The organism is Micrococcus sp. NPDC078436, assembly GCF_040702705.1.
Lineage (GTDB): Bacteria > Actinomycetota > Actinomycetes > Actinomycetales > Micrococcaceae > Micrococcus.
In genome coordinates, this window is record NZ_JBFBLX010000003.1 from 147,101 (window position 1) to 165,175 (window position 18,075).

An 18,075-nucleotide genomic window follows, 5' to 3' on the forward strand; every position below is an offset into this window, starting at 1 on the left:
TCGCTCCTGCACAGGCCGCCCGGCGCGGGGCGGTCGTCCCCGGCCGGCGGGCGCGGCGAGCGCGGCGGACGCCGTCCCGCGCAGTCTGGGATCAGCGGCCCGCACCGGACCGTCCCACCGCCCTCGCACCGAGGGCCGCCCTTCCAGGAGGAACCCCATGACCCAGCTCTCCACCGCCCTGCACCTGGCCCTGACCGATCTCGTCGGCCGCGAGCGCCTCGAGGACGAGACCGGCGCCCAGACCGCCGAGTACGGCATCCTCACGCTCGCCGCCGTCGGCTTCGCCGGCGTCCTGGCCGTCCTGCTCACCAGCCCCGAGGTGCAGGAGATGCTCAAGGACATCATCGCCGAGGCCCTCAAGCGTGACTGAGTCCCGCAACGGCGCGCCCCGGCCCGGACACCCCCGCGGTGGCCGGGCCGGGGCCGTGCCCCGTCGTGAATCGGACGCGCCTCGTCCTGAGGCGGCCATGCCCCGCCCCCGCACCGCGTCGGCAGGCGAGCGCGGCGCCGTCACGGCCGAGTACGCGGCCCTGCTGCCGGCGGTCGTGCTCATCCTCGTGGCCGTGGTCCTCGCCGGGGCCGCCTCCGTCCAGCAGGTGCGCAACGGGGACGCAGCGGCGTCGGCGGCGCGCCTCCTCGCCCGCGGAGACGACGTCGGCGAGGCCAGGAGGACCGTCGAGCGCATGGCGGGGGAGGAGGCCCGCCTGGCGCACGAGGAGGGGGACGGCTGGGTGACCGTGACCGTGAGCCATCCCGGCCCGGGCCCGCTGGGGTGGATCGAGCCGATCGCGCTCGAGGCCGGTGCGGCGGCGCCGCTGCAGCATCCGAACCCGGGGGAGGCGTCGTGACCCCGCACCGCGGCGGTGCGCCGGCCAGGGCACGGCAGGCCCTCGCCGACGAACGCGGCGCGGGCGGGGTCACGGCCCTCGGCACGGTGGCCCTCGGGGCGTCGCTCGTGATCGCGGTGGCCGCCCTGGGCGCGGCCTCCGTCACCGCGTCGCAGGCGGCCGGCGCGGCGGACCTCGCCGCGCTCGCGGCCTCGGACGCCCGCCGCGGGATCACCGCGCAGGAGCCGTGCGCCCTCGCCGCGGAGACGGCCGAGCGGAACCACGCCCGGGTGCTGGACTGCTCGGCGTCCCCGCAGGGCTCGGTGCGCGTCGAGGTGGAGGTGGCCCGGGTGCCGCTGCCGCCCGCCCGCGCGGTGGCCGTGGCCGGCCCGCCCTCGGTGCGGTGAGGAGGCGGTCAGTCCTCGGCCGCCTCCGGCTCATCCACGTCCACCTCCGCGAGCGCATCGAACCGCTCGATCAGGAAGCGCAGCACCGTCAGCGCCCCGGCCTTGTCCAGGGGGCTGTTGCGGTTGCCGCACTTGGGGGACTGCACGCAGGAGGGGCAGCCCTCCGGGCACTCGCACGTGTGAATCGCGGCCGCCGTCGCCGTGACCCAGCGGCGCGCCTGCTCGAAGCCGCGCTCCGCGAAGCCCGCCCCGCCGGGGCGGCCGTCGTACACGAACACCGCGGGCGAGCCGGTGTCCGGGTGCAGCACCATGGACACGCCGCCGATGTCCCAGCGGTCATTCGAGGCCACCAGGGGCATCATCCCGATCATGGCGTGCTCGGCCGCGTGCAGGGCGCCGGGCAGCCGGTCCATCGTCAGGCCCGCCGCCACGAGCTCCTCGGAGGAGGCCTGGAACCACACGGCGGAGGTGAACAGGTCCCGGGCCGGCAGATCGAGCGGCTCCTCGCCGAGCACCTCGCCGGAGAGCAGGGCCTTGCGCTGGAAGGAGACCACCTGCGTGCGCACCTGCACGTCGCCCAGGCACCAGCGCAGGGAGCTGCCGTGCGCGTCGAGCCGACGCTCCACGGCCACGATCTCGATCTCCGTGACGTCCCGGGCCTGCGTCGTGAAGTCCGGCCACGCGCGCGTGACGAGCACGGCGTGGGCGTCCTCGTCGAGGTCCTCCACGAGGAACGTGCGGTCCTGGTGCACGTACACCGCGCCCGGGTGCGCCTGGTAGTGGGTCTGCGGGGAGTCCATCGTGCCCAGCAGTGCCCCAGACTCGACGTCGATGATGTCCATGGGGCCGCCGCCGTCGTCGCGGAGGGAGACCAGTCCGGCCGCGTGCTCGGCGTGCGTCCAGAACCAGCCTGCGGGGCGCCGGCGCAGCAGGCCCTGCGCCACGAGGGCGTCGAGCAGCTCCCGTACGCGCGCCGGCGTGCCGAACCAGCCGAGCGCGTCCGGGGTGATCGGCAGCTCAGCGGCGGCGGCGCAAAGCTGGGGGCCGAGCAGGTGCGGGTTCTGCGGGTCCACCACGGTGTCCTCCACGCCCAGGTCGAACACGGCCTCGGGGTGGTCCACCACGAAGGTGTCGAGCGGGTCGTCGGAGGCCACGAAGAACGCGAGCGCGTCCTGACCGCCGCGCCCGGCCCGGCCGATCTGCTGGAAGAAGGACGCGCGGGTCCCGGGCCAGCCGGCCACCACCACGGCGTCGAGCCCGGCCACGTCGATCCCCATCTCGAGCGCCGGGGTCGAGGCCATGCCGAGCAGCCGCCCCGAGCGGAGGGCCTCTTCGAGCGCGCGCCGCTCCTCCGGCAGATAGCCGGAGCGGTACGCCGCGATCCGGGTGCCGAGTCCGGCCTCGACCTCCTCGAGCTGACGCTTCGCGGTGCCCGCGATCGCCTCCGCGCCGCGTCGGGATGTGATGAACGCGAGGGTGCGGGTCTGCTGGAGGGCGAGGTCGGTGACGAGGTCGGCGGCGGTCGCCATGGCCGAGCGCCGCACGGGAGCGCCGTTCTCGCCCCGCCGGTCGGTCAGCTCGGGCTGCCAGAAGCCCACGTGCACCGCGCCGTGGGGGGAGCCGTCCTCCGTCACCGCCCTCGCGGGCGCACCGATCAGCGTGGTGAAGTGCGCGGCCGGGTCCGCCGAGGTGGCGGAGGCGCCCACGAACACGGTCTCGGGGCGTTCGCCCCGGCAGTGCGCCGCCACCCGGCGCAGGCGGCGCAGCAGGATGCCCACCTGCGAGCCGAACACCCCGCGGTACGTGTGCGACTCGTCGACGATCACGTGCGTCAGGTTCCGGAAGAACACGGCCCACCGCTCGTGGTGCGGCAGGATCCCCACGTGCAGCATGTCCGGGTTGGTCAGCAGGATGTTCGCGTGCTCCCGCGCCCAGACCCGGTCCTGGGGAGCGGTGTCCCCGTCGTAGGGGGCGGCGCGCAGCCAGCGGGCGCCGTCGCGCTCGAGGGCGCGCCACGACGCCAGCTGGTCGGCGGCGAGGGCCTTGGTCGGTGCCAGGTAGAGCACGGTGGCGTTCGGGTCGGCGGCCAGGGCCGTGCCCACCGCCAGCTGGTAGCCGAGGGACTTGCCCGACGCCGTCCCCGTCGCCAGCACCGTGTGCGCGCCCTGTGCCAGGGCGAGGGCGGCCTCCACCTGGTGGGCCCAGGGCCGCTCGACGCCCCGGGCCGCGAAGGCCTCGACCAGCCCCTCCGGTGTGCCCGCCGGCCAGTCGACGGGGCGCGCCGCGCGGGACGGGACCGTGCGCACGTGCAGCACCTGCTCCGGCAGCATGCGGCGCCCGAGCGCCGTGGCGAGGGCCGCGCGCGCGTGGTCGGGAGCGGCCGGGGGCACGGGCACGTCCCACCCGGCGGCGGGGTCCTCCCAAGGCGAGGGGACGTCAGAGGGCGGGGGCGGCGGGGTCACCCACCCATGGTGCCCGTGTGCTCGGGGGTCGCGGCGCCCTCGACACGGTCGCGGCTGAAGATGGCCACCGGAGCCACATCGGTCCAGCCGAGGTGGGCGTAGAGCTTCTGGCCGTCCGGGGAGGCCACGAGCAGGCCGCGGCGAACCTCGCCCTCGCTCATCACCTCGCTGGTCAGGTGGCGCATCACGAGGGAGCCCATGCCGCGGCGCCGGTGGTTCGGCGCGGTCCAGATGCGGTCGTAGACGGCGGTGGCGTCCTGGAACGTGACCCAGCCGAGCGCGGCGAGCTCCTCCTCGCCCTCGGGCGCCGTGGAGGCCCCCACGGCCACCACGCGCAGGCGGCGGCTGCCGTCCACGGGCTCGTCCACGCGGGCCTCGTACCCCTCCGGGAGCAGCGGCGGCTCGACGTCGAGCAGTTCGGGGTCCATCTCGAGGGCCATGAGCCGCTCGGCGTCCACCTGGCAGGCCAGGCCGAGGCCGGCGAGGTCCCCCTCGGCCTCCCCGAACACGGTGACGAGGGAGTCGGGTGCGTCGTCGAGGATGGGCTCCAGCGCGTCCAGCTCCTCCTGGCCCGGCGTCACGAGGACGTGCTCCCACGTGGCGGGGACGTCCACCGAGGCCCGGCCGGAGCCGCCGGGGATCATGCGGGCGGGGCGCTGCGTGCGCAGGGCCGCGCGCCGGCCGCCCTCCGTGTCGGTCCGGTAGCCGCGCGAACGGGCCCACGCCTCGAACCAGGTGTCCACCAGTGCCGTGTCCAGATGCTGCGTCATGACACGAGGCTAAGGTGTGACCGCCGTCACGGGAACACCCGTGACCCCATTGCAACATCCGAGGCCACAGAGGCGGTGCCGCGCCGGGACCTACCCTGGACCGGTGAGTCCTTCCCCCGTCTCCCGCATCGCGCTCTACTACCGCTTCACGCCGCTCGCCGATCCCGAGGCCGTGCGGCTGTGGCAGCGCACCCTGGCGGCCTCCCTGGGCCTGACCGGCCGGATCATCGTCTCCCCGCAGGGCATCAACGGCACGGTCGGTGGGCCGGTCGAGGCGGTGAAGGCCTACGTCAGGGCCACGCGCGAGCACCCCGCGTTCCGCGCTCTCGACGTCACGTGGTCCGCGGGCTCCGCGGCGGACTTCCCCCGCCTCTCCGTGAAGGTCCGCCCCGAGCTCGTCGCCTTCGGCGCCCCCGAGCGGATCCGGGTGGACGAGCGAGGCGTGGTCGGCACGGGGGAGCATCTCACGCCGCAGCAGCTCGCGGACCTCGTCGCCGAGCGCGCCGCCACGGACAGCCCCGTCCGGTTCCTGGACGGGCGCAACAGCGTCGAGGCCGCCATCGGCCGGTTCGAGGGGGCCGTGGTGCCCCAGGCGGAGACCACGCGGGACCTGCTGGCCGCCGTCGACTCCGGCGCCCTGGACCACCTCAAGGACGCGCCCGTCGTCGCCTACTGCACCGGCGGGGTGCGCTGCGAGGTCCTCTCCGCCCTGCTCAAGGACCGCGGCTTCGCCGAGGTCTACCAGCTCGAGGGCGGGATCGTCCGCTATGGGGAGGCCTTCGGCGACGCCGGCCTGTGGCGCGGCGAGCTCGCCGTCTTCGACCGGCGCATGGCCACCCGCTTCACCGACGACGCCGAGACCATCGGCCGCTGCCACCTGTGCGGCGAGCCCACCTCGGACCTGCGCAACTGCGCCGACCCCGCCTGCACCACCCTCGAGGTCCGCTGCGCCGCCTGCGCCGCGGCCCACCCCGACCACCGGTGCCACGTCTGCGCCGAGAGGAGCGCCGCCTGATGCACGCCGCCACGCCGTCCACCCCGCTCGGCTCCCACCCCGCGCCCCGCCTGACGCCCGTGGCCGCCGCCGCGCTCGCGGCCGATCTCGCCGACCTCCCCTACACCGCGGAGTCGGTCGAGGCGCTGCTCGGACCCGTCGCCGCGGACTCCCTCGCGCGCGAGCGCCCCGAGGCGGCCCGCCTCGCGGTCGCCCGAGCGCGGGACGTCGAGGGCCTGGAGGACGAGGCCACGGGCCACGACGCCGCCCTCCCGCGGTCGGCGCACCGTCCGCTCGCCGCGCTCGTGGGAGCGTGGATGCTCGGCGACCCCGTCCCCGCCTCCGACCTCGCCGCCGCCCTGCCGCGCACGGGCCTGCCCGGTGCGCTCGCGGCCGGCCTGGTGGTGGAGGCCGGCGAGGGGCTCGTGCGCGGGACCGTGGAGCTCACCCCGTACGAGGTGGACGAGCCCGGGCGGATGTGGGTGGCCGCGGACCAGACCGCGCTCCAGCGCCGCGGTCCGCTGCCGGAGGACCACGTGCTCGGCATCGGGCGGGCCTCGCTCACCCTCGCCGGTGCCACGCAGCGCCGTCCGGTGGGTCGCGCCCTGGACGTCGGCACCGGCTGCGGCATCCAGACCCTGCACCTGCTCGCCCACGCCGAGCACGTCACCGCCACGGACCTCTCCGAGCGGGCCCTCGGGTTCACCCGGTTCAACCTCCTGCTGAACGCGGAGGTGCTCGGCCTCGACCGGGAGCGGATCGAGGACCGCGTGCGCCTGCTCGCCGGGGACATGCTGGCCCCGGTGGCGGGGGAGCGCTTCGACCTCGTGGTCTCCAACCCGCCGTTCGTCATCACGCCGCGCACCGACCCGGACGCCCCCGTCCTCACCTACCGGGACGGCGGCCGCGAGGGCGATCGGATCGTGGCCGAGCTGATCGCCGCCCTGCCGGATCACCTGACCGAGGGCGGCACCGCGCAGCTGCTCGCCAACTGGGAGATCCCGGCCGAGGGCGACGGCGCCGCCGCCTGGGACGCGCGCCCCCGCTCGTGGATCGCCCCCGGCGTCCAGGCCTGGATCATCCAGCGCGACGCCCAGGACCCGGCCGGCTACGCCGAGACCTGGCTGCGGGACTCCTCCCTGGAGCTGGACCCGCACGCCTACGAGGCGGCGTATCGCGGCTATCTGGAGGACTTCGCCGCCCGTGGGGTCTCCGGGGTGGGCTTCGGCCACGTGTGGCTGCGCCGCCCCGCCGCGGACGGCTCGCAGGGTCGGGGCTGGACGGTCGCCGAGGAGCTGACCCAGCCGGTCGACGAGGCGCTCGGCGCCGCGTGGGCGGCCGCCGTCGCCCGCCGGGACCGGCTCGCCGTGGTCCTGGACCGCGCCGGTGGCGTGTCGGGCGACGTCGTCGGCGACCCGGCGCTGACCGCCCTGCGCTCCCTCCACCTGCGCGTGGCGGACGACGTCACGGAGGAGCGCCACCAGCGCTTCGGCGCCGAGCACCCGGAGGTGATCCTGGCCCGGCAGGGCGGCGGCTTCCGGCGCACCGCGCGCCTGGACACCGCGACGGCGGGCGTCCTCTCCGCCTCGGACGGCGAGCTGAGCGTGGGGCAGCTGGTGGGCGCCGTCGTCGCCCTGCTGGAGCTGGACGACGCCGGCCGGGCCGGCCTGCTCGCGGCGCTGCGGGAGCTCTACGAGGACGGGTTCCTCGTGGAGGGGGCCTGACCGCTCCGCTCCGCCTCCTCTGCGGGCGCACGGAGACCCAACCGTTATGGTGGGCCACGCGCCCCCTACGATGTGGGGACGTCCGTCCGCCATGTCCGCGCCACCCCGGCGCCGCCGGCAGGCCCGTAGCACTCACCGTCCAGGAGGACTCCGTTGACCACCACCCCCGCTTCCGTGACCGGCTCCGTGCCCCAGGGCAAGAAGCTGGTCATCGTGGAGTCCCCGGCCAAGAGCAAGTCCATCGCGAAGTACCTGAACGCGGTGGGCGAGGGCTGGGTGGTGGACTCCTCCGTGGGCCACATCCGTGACCTGCCCAAGCCCTCCGACCTGCCGGCGGACATGAAGAAGGGTCCCTACGGCAAGTTCGCGGTGGACACGGAGCACGGCTTCAACCCCTACTACGTGGTGCACCCGGACAAGAAGAAGAAGGTCACTGAGCTCAAGCGCGAGCTCAAGGACGCCGAGGCCCTCTACCTCGCCACGGATGCGGACCGCGAGGGCGAGGCCATCGCGTGGCACCTCCTGGACACCCTCAAGCCCAAGGTCCCCGTGTACCGCATGACCTTCGGCGAGATCACCAAGGAGGGCGTGCAGCGCGGCCTGCAGAACATCCGCGACCTGGACACCCACCTGGTGGACGCCCAGGAGACGCGCCGCATCCTGGACCGCCTCTTCGGCTACGAGCTCTCCCCGGTGCTGTGGCGCAAGGTCTCCCGCGGCCTCTCCGCCGGCCGCGTGCAGTCCGTGGCCACCCGCCTCGTGGTGGAGCGCGAGCGTGAGCGCATGGCGTTCGTGCCCGCGCAGTACTGGGGTGTGGAGGGCACGTTCACCGTCGCCGAGGGCGCGCAGGCCGCCGACGCCGTCGGCGCCTCCTTCACCGCCCGACTCTCCACCGTGGACGGTGAGCGCGTGGCCACCGGCCGCGACTTCGACGACGCCGGCCGCCTGAAGTCCGCCCCGGGCAAGAAGGTCGCGCACCTGGACGCGGCCGCCGCCACCTCCCTGGCCGAGGGGCTGCGCGGCGCGGACTTCACGGTGGACGCCGTGGAGGACAAGCCGTACACGCGCCGGCCGGCCGCGCCGTTCACCACGTCGACCATGCAGCAGGAGGCCTCGCGCAAGCTGCGGATGAGCTCCCGCGTCTCCATGCAGGTGGCCCAGCGCCTGTACGAGAACGGCTACATCACCTACATGCGCACCGACTCGGTGAACCTGTCCCAGGAGGCCATCGGGGCCGCCCGCACGCAGGCCGCCGAGCTCTACGGGTCCGACGCCGTGCCGGCGCAGCCGCGCACGTACGCCAAGCGCTCCGAGAACGCGCAGGAGGCGCACGAGGCCATCCGCCCCGCGGGCGACTCCTTCCGCACCCCCGCCCAGGTGAAGAACGAGCTGCGCCCGGACGAGTTCCGCCTCTACGAGCTGATCTGGAAGCGCACCGTGGCCTCCCAGATGGCGGACGCGAAGGGCTACACCGCCACGCTGCGATTCTCCGCGCAGGCGAAGGACGGCCGCACCGCCCAGTTCGCCGCCTCCGGCACCGTGATCACGTTCAAGGGCTTCCTCGACGCCTACGAGGAGGGCAAGGACGCGGAGAGCGAGGAGGAGAGGGCCGAGGCCAGAGACCGCCGCCTGCCGCAGGTGGCCGAGGGGGAGCGGCTGACCGGCGAGCCGATCGAGGCCACCGGTCACGAGACCTCCCCGCCGGCCCGCTACACCGAGGCCTCCATCGTGGCCGAGCTGGAGCGCCGGGAGATCGGCCGCCCCTCCACGTACGCCCCCACGATCTCCACGATCATGGACCGCGGCTACGTCACCAAGCGCGGCAACGCCCTGGTCCCGTCGTGGACCGCGTTCGCCGTGATCGGCCTGCTCGAGGACTACTTCAGCAGGTACGTGGACTACGACTTCACGGCCCGCATGGAGGACGACCTCGACCGCATCGCCGCGGGCGAGCTGGCCCGCGAGGCCTGGCTGCAGACCTTCTACTTCGGCGCCCCGGCCTCGGATGCCGAGAAGGGCATGGACGGCCTCCAGCAGGTGGTGGAGAACCTGGGAGACATCGACGCCCGCGCGGTGAACTCCCTGCCGATCACCGAGGACATCACCCTGCGCGTGGGCCAGTACGGCCCGTACCTCGAGAAGCCGCTGCCCGCCGGCGCCGAGGAGGGCTCGACGCCGCCGCGCGCCAACGTCCCCGAGGACTTGGCCCCGGACGAGCTCACCCCCGCCAAGGCGGAGGAGCTGTTCGCCACCGCCAAGCCCTCCGAGCGCGCGCTGGGCACGGACCCGGAGACGGGCCACGCCGTCGTCGCCAAGGACGGGCGCTACGGCCCCTACGTCACCGAGGTCATCCCCGAGATGACCGAGGAGCAGCTGCAGGCGTGGCTGGACGCGCAGCCCACCGAGTACTACAAGAACGGCAAGCCGAAGCCCAAGAAGAAGCCCGCGGCGCAGAAGCCCCGCACCGGCTCGCTCTTCAAGAGCATGGCCGTGGACACCGTGACCCTCGAACAGGCGCTGCAGCTGATGTCCCTGCCGCGCATCGTGGGGGCGGACGCGGAAGGTGAGGTCATCACCGCGCAGAACGGCCGGTTCGGCCCCTACCTGAAGAAGGGGACCGACTCGCGCTCGCTCGAGTCGGAGGACCAGATCTTCAGCATCACCGAGGACCAGGCCCGGGAGGTCTACGCCCAGCCCAAGCAGCGCGGACGCGGCACCGCGAAGCCGCCGCTCGCGGAGTTCGGCGAGGACCCGGTGTCCGGCAAGAGGGTCACCGTGAAGGAGGGCCGCTTCGGCCCGTACGTCACGGACGGCGTCACCAACATCACCGTGCCCCGCGGCCGCGTGCCCGAGGAGCTGACGGCCGAGGAGGCCTACCAGCTGCTCGCGGACAAGCGCGCCAAGGGCCCGGCTCCCAAGAAGGCACCGGCCCGCAAGCCGGCCGCCACGAAGGCCCCTGCGAAGAAGCCGGCCGCGAAGACCACCCCTCGGAAGAGGGCCTGACGCATGCGCCTCGGCGTGCTGGACATCGGCTCGAACACCGTCCACCTGCTCCTCGTGGACGCCCACCCAGGCGCCCGCCCCACCGCGTACGCCGACCACAAGCGCTCGCTGCCGCTCATCCGCTTCCTCGACGCCGAGGGCGCCATCAGCGAGGAGGGCCAGCGCGAGCTCGTGGACTTCATCCAGGAGGCGGTGGCCTTCGCGGAGGAGAACCGCGCGGAGGACATGGTCTCCTTCTGCACCTCGGCCATCCGCGAGGCGGCCAACGGGAAGGCGGTGCTCGCCCGCGTGGAGGAGCAGACCGGCGTGCACCTCGTGGAGCTCTCCGGCGAGCAGGAGTCCGCGATGACCTACTTCGCGGTGCGCCGCTGGCAGGGCTGGGACGCCGGCTCCATCCTGAACTTCGACATCGGCGGCGGCTCGTTCGAGATCGCCTACGGTCAGGACGAGCTGCCCTCCCACGCGGTGTCCCTGCCGCTCGGCGCGGGGCGCCTCACGCGGGACCGCCTCCCGGACGACCCGCCGCACCCCAGGGACGTCAAGCAGCTGCGCAAGTACGTGTCGACGCACATGGAGGCGGCCTTCGCCTCCTTCCCCCCGGTGACCCCGCCGGTCGTCGTCACCGCCACGTCGAAGACGTTCCGCTCGCTGGCCCGCCTCACCGGCGCGGCGCCGTCCGCCGCGGGACCCTTCGTCAAGCGGCACCTGCGCGCGGACGACCTGCACCTCTGGGTCAACCGCCTCGCCGCGATGCCCTCGGCCGAGCGCGCGGACCTGCCCGGGGTCTCCGAGGTCCGGGCCCAGCAGATGCTCGCCGGCGCGATCGTGGCGCTCACCGCGATGCGCACCTTCGGCGTGGTGCAGCTGGAGATCTGCCCCTGGGCCCTGCGTGAGGGCCTCATCCTCAACCGCCTGGACGCCCTCATGCTCGAGGGCCACCTCACGCGGGACGGCGTGCCCGGCGTCGGGCGCGTGGACCTGAACACGGACACGCTGCTGCCCGGCCTGCGCCTCGGGGTGCGCTGAGATGCCGCTGATCTCCACCGGGCATCTCGCCCCCGCCCCGCGCTTCGGCGCGGACATCCCGGTGACCCTGTCCTCGTCGTCGGTGTTCCCCCTGGGGACGCAGGACGTCTTCGCCACCGCGCAGGACCTGGGCTACGACGGCGTCGAGGTCATGGTCACCCACAACGGATGGAGCCAGGACGCCGACCGGCTGCGCACCCTCGCGGAGCGCACCGGCATGCGGATCGACTCGATCCACGCGCCGACCCTGCTCTTCACCCAGCAGGTGTGGGGATCCGCGTGGACGAAGATCCGGCGCTCCGTGGAGATGGCCCAGGCCGTGGGGGCGGCCACCGTCGTGGCCCACCCCCCGTTCCGCTGGCAGGGCACGTACGCCGAGCGCTTCGCGGAGGGGATCGCCGACCTCATGGCCGAGTCCGGCGTGGTGATCGCGGTGGAGAACATGTACCCGTGGCGCGCCTACGGCCGCGAGACCAAGATGTACCTGCCCCACTGGGATCCGGTCCCGGAGCCGTACGAGCACGTGTGCTGGGACTTCTCCCACGCGGCCATCGCCCGCGAGGACTCCCTCGCGGCGCTGACGGCGCTCGGGCCCCGCGTGCGCCACGTCCACCTCACCGACGGCACCGACAGCCACAAGGACGAGCACCTGATCCCCGGCGAGGGCACCCAGCCCGTCGCCGCGTCCCTGCGCCACCTCGCCCGCACCGGCCTGGCCGGCACGGTGTGCGTGGAGGTGGGCACGCGCGGCATGGACTACGCCGGGCAGCGCGAGGAGCGGCTCGCCGCCTCGCTCGCCTTCGCCCGGACGCACCTCACCCTCGACGACGAGACCACCGACGACGAAGGAGCACGATCGTGAAGCTGACCATCCTGGGCCTGGGCACCATGACGGGCGCCATCCTGACCGGCGCCCTCGACTCGGGCGCCGTGCAGGCCGCCGACGTCACCGCCACCACCCGCTCGGAGGACTCCGCCGCGGCCGCGCGCGAGCGCTTCGCGGGGGTGGACGTGCGCGCCGCCGGCGGTGCGGACGAGGCCAACGCGGACGCCGTGCGCGAGGCCGACGTCGTGCTGCTCGGCATGAAGCCCAAGGACCTCGTGGCCGCCGCGCGCGGCATCGCGGACGCCCTGCCCGCGGACGCCGTGGTGGTCTCGGTGGCTGCCGGCGTCACGGCCGGGACGATCGCGGGCGCGCTGCGTCCGGGCCAGCCGCTCGTGCGCACCATGCCGAACACGCCGCTGACGGTGGGCTCGGGCGTCGTGGGCGTGGCCCCCGCCGAGGGCGTGGGGGAGGAGCAGGCCGCTGCCGTGGAGGGTCTGTTCTCCGGCTCGGGCCTGGTCGTGCGCGTGGACGAGCGGCAGCTGCCCGCCGTCGTGGCCGCGGCCGGCTCGGCCCCGGCCTACGTGTTCCTGCTGGCCGAGGCGATCGCGCAGCATGCCGTGGAGCTCGGCCTGGACCGCGCGGACGCGGAGGCGATGGCCGCCGCGACCGTGAAGGGCGCGGGCCTCATGCTCGAGCGCGCGGTGGAGTCGGGAGAGCAGACCGCCGAGGACCTGCGCCGCGCCGTCATGAGCCCCAACGGCACCACGGAGCGGGCCGTGACCGCGCTGCAGGACGGCGGTCTGCCGCAGCTCGTGGCCCGCGCGATGCACGCCGCGGCCGAGCGCGACCGCGAGATGGGTCGCGAGTTCGCCGGCTGAGGCGAGCGGCACGGACCGCCACGCGGCCGGGGGCCGGGATGCGGCGCGGGCACCCGGCGGGCCCGTGGCTCAGGGGCGGGCGGCGAAACGGTCGATCAGCTCGGTGTGCCCGGAGACGATGAGCGTGTCGCGGGGCCCCACGCGCGTGTCCGGCTGGGCGTAGGTGAAGTCCTCGCCGGGGGTCTTCACGCCCACCACGGTCACGCCGTACTTGGCGCGCACGTTCGACTCGCCGAGGGTGAAGCCCACGCACTCGGACGGCGGGTACATCTTCACGATCGCGAAGTCGTCGTCGAACTCGATGAAGTCCATCATGCGGCCGTTCACGAGGTGCGCGGCGCGCACGCCCGCGTCGTGCTCCGGGAAGATGATGTGGTTCGCGCCGATCCGCCGCAGGATGGTGCCGTGCTTCTCGCTGATCGCCTTGACCCACACGTGGGGGATCTCGAGGTCCACGAGGTTGACCGTGATGAGCACGGACGCCTCGATCGAGGTGCCCACGCCCACGACGGCGGTGGAGAAGTCCTGCGCGCCGAGCTGGCGCAGGGCCTCGGCGTCGGTGGCGTCGGCCTCCACCACGTGGGTGAGCGTGGGGGCGAAGCGCTGGACGAGCACGGGGTCCCGCTCGATCGCGAGCACCTCGCGGCCCTGGGAGACGAGCTCCTCCGCGGTCGCCGCTCCGAAGCGGCCGAGGCCGACCACGAGCACGGGGGCGTTGGGATCGGAGCGCTGGTGCTCAGCCAAGGATCGGCCTCTCGTTGGGGTAGCGGTAGAGGACGCGGCGCGAGCGCAGGGCCAGGGCCGCGGCGAACGTGATCGTACCAACGCGGCCGGCGAACATCATGGCCGTCAGGAGGTACTTGCCGGCCGGCGGCGCGGCCTCGGAGATGCCCACGGAGAGGCCGCACGTGCCGAACGCGGAGATCACCTCGAAGAGGGGCCGCTGCAGCGACTCGTCGAGGATCGAGACCAGGATGAGGGTGGCCACGAGCACGAGGGTCGCGCCGAGGGCGAGCACCGAGATGGCCACGCGGAGGGTCTCCGGGGCGATCGTGCGGCCATGCGCGGTGACCTCGCGGTCGCCGCGCGCCTCGGCCATGATGGCCAGGAACATGACCGCCAGCGTCGTCACCTTGATGCCGCCGCCGGTGGAGGCGGATCCGCCGCCCACGAACATGAGGGCGTCCATGAGGAGCAGGGACTCCGGGCGGTGCACGTCCGGGTTGTCGATCGCGAACCCGCCGGAGCGGGTCATGATCGAGCCGAAGAGCGAGTGGCCGACCCGCTCCCAGAACGTCAGGTCGCCCTGCGTGAGCGGGTTGCCGGACTCGAAGACGAAGAGCAGGACGGCGCCCAGCACCAGCAGGATCAGCGTCACCTCCACCGTGAGCTTGGTGTGCAGGTTCCACGCGCGGAAGCGCCACCCCTTGTCCATCAGCACCATGACCACGGGGAAGCCCAGTGCCCCGGCGAACACGCCCACGGCGATCACGGTGAGGATCACGGGGTCGTGCGCGAACTCCGCGATGCCGCCGGGGTGGATGGCGAACCCCGCGTTGTTGAACGCGCTGATGGAGTAGAACACGCCCTCCCAGAGGCCGGTCAGCCACGAGCCGGAGTGCGCCGCGAAGCGCGGCACGAGGAACACGGCCACGGCTGCCTCGCACGTCAGGACGGTGAGGACGACGACCCGCAGCAGGCGGGCGACCTCTCCCACGTTGCCCGTGGTCATGCCCGCCTCCTGCGTGTTCAGCTTGGACTTGACGCCCAGGTGGCGGGAGACGGCGAGCGTCAGCAGGGACGCCATGGAGAGGATGCCGAGGCCGCCGACCTGGATGGCGAGCAGGATGACGATGTCCCCGAACACGGACCAGTGCTCCGCCGTGTTCACGGCCGTCAGACCGGTCACCGAGAACGCGGAGACGGCCGTGAACATCGCGTCGTGCAGCGGCGTCACCTGACCGTCCTCGGCGGCCGCGGGGAGCATCAGGAGGGCGGTGAACAGCAGGGACATGAGTGCGAACGCGGACAGGGCCGCGCGGGCGGGGGAGCCGCCGACCGCATCCGTGACGCGGCGCCGGGAGCGGTGCAGCGCGGTCGCCAGGCCGCCGGAGGGCTCCAGGCTGGACCCGGCACCGGGCCGGGGCGTCACCCGTGGCGCGGGGCGCCGGCGGGAGCGCGCGAAGCCCACGCGGGCCGGGTCGTCGTCGAGGGAGGCGCGGCGCGGCGCCCAGTCGCCACGGCCCGGTCCGCCCTGTGGGTCCGTGGCCCGGGGGCGAGTGCCCATGGTGCACCTCCTGCGTGCCGTGACGGGTGTCGGACCGCGTGCGGGCCCGTCCCAGTATCGCCCCGCGCCCGTCATGCGCCGGTCATGTGCGCGTCCGCCCATGGCCTCGGGCGGTCGAGGGATCTACTCTGGGACGTGATGAGTGCCACCCTCGAGCCCGATGCCCCCACGCCCGCCGCGGTCGTGTGGGATCCGAGCCTGCTCCGCTACCGCTTCAGCGCCGAGCACCCGATGGCACCCCTGCGGCTGGACCTCACCCACCGCCTCGTGGACGCCCTCGGCCTCCTCGACGCCCCGCACGTGAGCATCCTGCAGCCCCCGGTGGCCACGGACGACGAGCTCGCCGCCGTGCACGGGCGCGAGTACATCGCCGCGGTGCGCGCGGCCTCGGCGCAGACCTCCTCCGACGACGCCGCACACGGCCTGGGCACGGAGGACTGCCCCGTGTTCCCCGACCTGCACGAGTCGGCGGCCCGCATCGCGGGAGGCTCGCTCGTGGCCGCCGAGGCCGTCTGGTCCGGGCGCGTGAGCCGCGCGGTCAACTTCGCGGGCGGGATGCACCACGCCGCGCGGGACAAGGCCTCGGGGTTCTGCATCTACAACGACTGCGCCGTGGCCATCCAGCGCCTCCTCGACCTCGGCGCCGAGCGCGTGGCCTACGTGGACGTGGACGCGCACCACGGGGACGGCACGCAGGCGATCTTCTACGACGACCCCCGCGTCCTGACGATCTCCGTCCACGAGACCGGCATGAGCCTCTTCCCGGGCACGGGCTTCGCCAACGAGACCGGCGGGCCTGCGGCGGAGGGGACCGCGGCCAACGTGGCCGTCCCGCCGCGCACGGGCGACGCCGGCTTCCTCCGCGCCGTGCACGCCGTGGTGCCGCCGCTGCTGCAGGCGTTCGCCCCGGACGTGATCGTGAGCCAGCACGGCTGCGACTCCCACCACGCCGATCCCCTCGCGGACCTGCGCCTGACGGTGGACGGCCAGCGCCAGCTCGCCTTCGACATGGCGGACTGGGCGGAGCGCTTCGCGCACGGCCGGTGGCTGGCCACGGGCGGCGGCGGATACAACCCGCTCAAGGTGGTGCCGCGCGCGTGGACGCACCTGACCGCCGCGGTGCTGGGGACGCCGGTGCCGCTGCGGGCGCCGATCCCCGCCGAGTGGCTGGCCCACGCCCGGGAGCTCACGTCGGAGGACCTCACGGGGGACATGTCCCTGCACGAGGGCGCGGAGGACGAGCGGATCCCCACGACGATGGGCGAGGACGCGGACGTGTGGTGGCGCTCGTGGGAGGTGGGCTACGACCCCGCCGATCCTGTGGACCAGTCGATCATGGCCACCCGCCGGGAGGTCTTCCCGCTGCACGGGCTGGATCCCTGGTTCGACTGAGGCTCGTCCGCCCGGTATTGTGACCGAGAACGTTTTCATGCGTTCCACACCCGGTGGAATGCGGGTCGGCGTGTCCGGGAGCCCGGATGCCCGCGGTCCCCACCAGCCGCCGACCCTCACCCCGACGCAAGGAGTCCCCATGGGATCTGTCATCAAGAAGCGCCGCAAGCGCATGGCGAAGAAGAAGCACCGCAAGCTGCTTCGCAAGACCCGCCACCAGCGTCGCAACAAGAAGTGACGCCCGCGCTCGTCGAGAGCGCCAGCGAGGCCGCCCGTTCCGTCAGGAGCGGGCGGCCTCGTCGTGTCCGTAGCATGGTCGCCATGACCGCCGACCTGCCCGCCTCCGCCGCCCGCGTCCAGCTCCTCGTGAAGCCGGGGTGCCACCTGTGCGAGGAGGCGGCCGGCGTCGTCGCGCAGGTGTGCGCCGAGCGGGGCCAGACGTGGGAGCCCGTGGACGGCGCGGCCCACCCCGAGCTGCTCGAGCGGTTCGCGGACGAGGTGCCCGTGCTGTTCGTGGACGGCGTCCAGCGCGACTTCTGGCGTGTGGACGCCGCGCGCCTGGGCCGCCTGCTCGACGCGGCCTGAGAGCCCCGCCGCCGGCGGCGTCAGCGGCGTCCGGCGCGCTCCCACGCCTTGAGGCGCATGAACTCGGTGGCGTCCTTGCGGTAGGCCATGACGATGCCGGCCACGCCCAGGCCCACCCAGAGCAGCTCGAACACGGAGAACGCGCCCATCGCCAGGTTGGCGAGCAGCATGAGCACGGAGAGCACCGCGAGCACGGTGCCCACGGTGCGGGCGGCCCGGGATCCGCCGCGGATCTTGACGGCGATCAGCAGGTAGAGCAGGAACCCGAGAACGCCGAGCACGGCCGTCGTCGTGAGGACGGCGGGCACAGCGCCCAGCATCATGGCTTCCATCTCGGACGCCTGGTCCGCCGGCAGGCCCGCCTGCCCCACCGCGTCCCGCAGGGTCTGCTCGAGCAGGGCGCGGCCCTCCGGGGTGTTCGCGGCGAGCAGGCCGAGCGCGGTGCTGAGGAGCTGGACGAGCCCCGCGGACACGATCAGCCAGAAGGCCGCGGTGATCGAGCCGGGGCGCGCGGGGGCGGGCATGCCGACGCCGGGCACGGCGCCCTGCGGGTGGCCCACGCCCGGCATGGCCGCCGGGGAGGGCGAGGGCGCCTGGGCGCCCCACGGGGCCGCACCGTCCTCGGGGCGGCCGTACGGGTTCTGCTCGTGCGCGCCGGGGGCGGTCCCGTAGGGGTTCGCGGCGCCCGCGGGCTCCTGCCCGGACGGAGTGCCCTGGCCGTACGGGTTCTGGCCGTAGGGATTGGTCGAGCCGGTCATGGGTGCCTCCTGGGGAAGCGCCGCCGCGGGGAGGGCGACGGCGGCGGGGACGGTGGGAGCCCTGTGCGCCCGGCGCTCGCGACGCCGGCGGGCTGCTGCTCCCCACCGTACCGGGCCGGCCGGTCTGCCAGACTGG

Annotated in this window: 17 protein-coding genes; 12 read left to right on the top strand and 5 right to left on the bottom strand. The window is 74.3% G+C overall.

Features of this window, described 5'->3' with window-relative positions; translation table 11 throughout:
- The first annotated feature begins 157 nt into the window (after window positions 1-157).
- The 3 genes from AB0302_RS03265 to AB0302_RS03275 all read left to right on the top strand — a co-directional run bounded on the left by AB0302_RS03265 (window position 158) and on the right by AB0302_RS03275 (window position 1,234).
- The gene (locus AB0302_RS03265) at window positions 158-370 is read left to right on the top strand and encodes a DUF4244 domain-containing protein (RefSeq protein WP_138899813.1); all 213 of its coding nucleotides are present in this window, start codon (window positions 158-160) and stop codon (window positions 368-370) included.
- 97 nt (window positions 371-467) lie between these two features.
- A complete protein-coding gene (locus AB0302_RS03270) occupies window positions 468-848 on the top strand; it encodes a TadE family type IV pilus minor pilin (RefSeq protein ID WP_298712630.1) in 381 nt (126 codons plus the stop codon).
- Window positions 845-1,234 (top strand): Rv3654c family TadE-like protein, encoded by a 390-nt coding sequence (locus tag AB0302_RS03275; protein WP_248117970.1) that lies wholly within the window; start codon window positions 845-847, stop codon window positions 1,232-1,234. Before AB0302_RS03270 ends, AB0302_RS03275 begins: the two co-directional genes overlap by 4 nt.
- Window positions 1,235-1,242: 8 nt before the next feature.
- Here the strand turns inward: AB0302_RS03275 and AB0302_RS03280 are convergent, their stop codons facing one another.
- Window positions 1,243-3,564 (bottom strand): DEAD/DEAH box helicase, encoded by a 2,322-nt coding sequence (locus tag AB0302_RS03280; protein ID WP_319074171.1) that lies wholly within the window; start codon window positions 3,562-3,564, stop codon window positions 1,243-1,245.
- Window positions 3,565-3,692: 128 nt separating this feature from the next.
- Window positions 3,693-4,466, bottom strand: a complete 774-nt coding sequence (locus AB0302_RS03285; protein ID WP_319073881.1) for a GNAT family N-acetyltransferase — start codon at window positions 4,464-4,466, stop codon at window positions 3,693-3,695.
- Window positions 4,467-4,569: 103 nt separating this feature from the next.
- Here AB0302_RS03285 and AB0302_RS03290 point away from each other — a divergent pair, with 103 nt between their 5' ends.
- The 6 genes from AB0302_RS03290 (at window position 4,570) to proC (ending at window position 12,917) form a co-directional block, all read left to right on the top strand.
- Window positions 4,570-5,481, top strand: a complete 912-nt coding sequence (locus AB0302_RS03290) for a rhodanese-related sulfurtransferase (protein ID WP_298712637.1) — start codon at window positions 4,570-4,572, stop codon at window positions 5,479-5,481.
- A complete protein-coding gene (locus AB0302_RS03295; protein ID WP_319073882.1) occupies window positions 5,481-7,184 on the top strand; it encodes a methyltransferase in 1,704 nt (567 codons plus the stop codon). The genes AB0302_RS03290 and AB0302_RS03295 overlap by 1 nt, the downstream gene beginning before the upstream one ends.
- A gap of 153 nt (window positions 7,185-7,337) precedes the next feature.
- A complete protein-coding gene (gene topA / locus AB0302_RS03300; RefSeq protein ID WP_366370516.1) occupies window positions 7,338-10,187 on the top strand; it encodes a type I DNA topoisomerase in 2,850 nt (949 codons plus the stop codon).
- 3 nt (window positions 10,188-10,190) lie between these two features.
- The gene (locus AB0302_RS03305) at window positions 10,191-11,213 is read left to right on the top strand and encodes a Ppx/GppA family phosphatase (RefSeq protein WP_248117980.1); all 1,023 of its coding nucleotides are present in this window, start codon (window positions 10,191-10,193) and stop codon (window positions 11,211-11,213) included.
- Window position 11,214: 1 nt separating this feature from the next.
- Entirely contained in the window at window positions 11,215-12,075 is an 861-nt protein-coding gene (locus tag AB0302_RS03310) for a sugar phosphate isomerase/epimerase family protein (protein ID WP_319073885.1), read from the top strand.
- Complete coding sequence (proC, locus tag AB0302_RS03315) at window positions 12,072-12,917, top strand: pyrroline-5-carboxylate reductase (RefSeq protein ID WP_319073886.1); 846 nt, start codon at window positions 12,072-12,074, stop codon at window positions 12,915-12,917. The genes AB0302_RS03310 and proC overlap by 4 nt, the downstream gene beginning before the upstream one ends.
- Window positions 12,918-12,986: 69 nt before the next feature.
- Here the strand turns inward: proC and AB0302_RS03320 are convergent, their stop codons facing one another.
- A complete protein-coding gene (locus AB0302_RS03320) occupies window positions 12,987-13,661 on the bottom strand; it encodes a TrkA family potassium uptake protein (RefSeq protein WP_298712653.1) in 675 nt (224 codons plus the stop codon).
- Window positions 13,654-15,204 carry a potassium transporter TrkG gene (locus tag AB0302_RS03325; protein ID WP_319073888.1) on the bottom strand — a complete coding sequence of 517 codons (1,551 nt, stop codon included), beginning with the start codon at window positions 15,202-15,204 and terminating at the stop codon, window positions 13,654-13,656. Before AB0302_RS03325 ends, AB0302_RS03320 begins: the two co-directional genes overlap by 8 nt.
- Window positions 15,205-15,342: 138 nt before the next feature.
- On the opposite strand from AB0302_RS03325, the gene AB0302_RS03330 reads away from it, so the two are divergent.
- The 3 genes from AB0302_RS03330 (at window position 15,343) to AB0302_RS03340 (ending at window position 17,181) form a co-directional block, all read left to right on the top strand.
- Window positions 15,343-16,596 carry an acetoin utilization protein AcuC gene (locus AB0302_RS03330; protein WP_319073889.1) on the top strand — a complete coding sequence of 418 codons (1,254 nt, stop codon included), beginning with the start codon at window positions 15,343-15,345 and terminating at the stop codon, window positions 16,594-16,596.
- Window positions 16,597-16,735: 139 nt separating this feature from the next.
- Entirely contained in the window at window positions 16,736-16,834 is a 99-nt protein-coding gene (locus AB0302_RS03335; protein WP_003792170.1) for an AURKAIP1/COX24 domain-containing protein, read from the top strand.
- An 83-nt stretch (window positions 16,835-16,917) separates the two neighbouring features.
- Complete coding sequence (locus AB0302_RS03340; RefSeq protein WP_248117992.1) at window positions 16,918-17,181, top strand: glutaredoxin family protein; 264 nt, start codon at window positions 16,918-16,920, stop codon at window positions 17,179-17,181.
- Window positions 17,182-17,201: 20 nt separating this feature from the next.
- On the opposite strand, the gene AB0302_RS03345 is transcribed toward AB0302_RS03340, so the two are convergent.
- Window positions 17,202-17,939: a hypothetical protein gene (locus AB0302_RS03345; protein ID WP_319073891.1), complete on the bottom strand. Its 738-nt coding sequence runs from the start codon at window positions 17,937-17,939 to the stop codon at window positions 17,202-17,204.
- Window positions 17,940-18,075 lie beyond the last annotated feature (136 nt).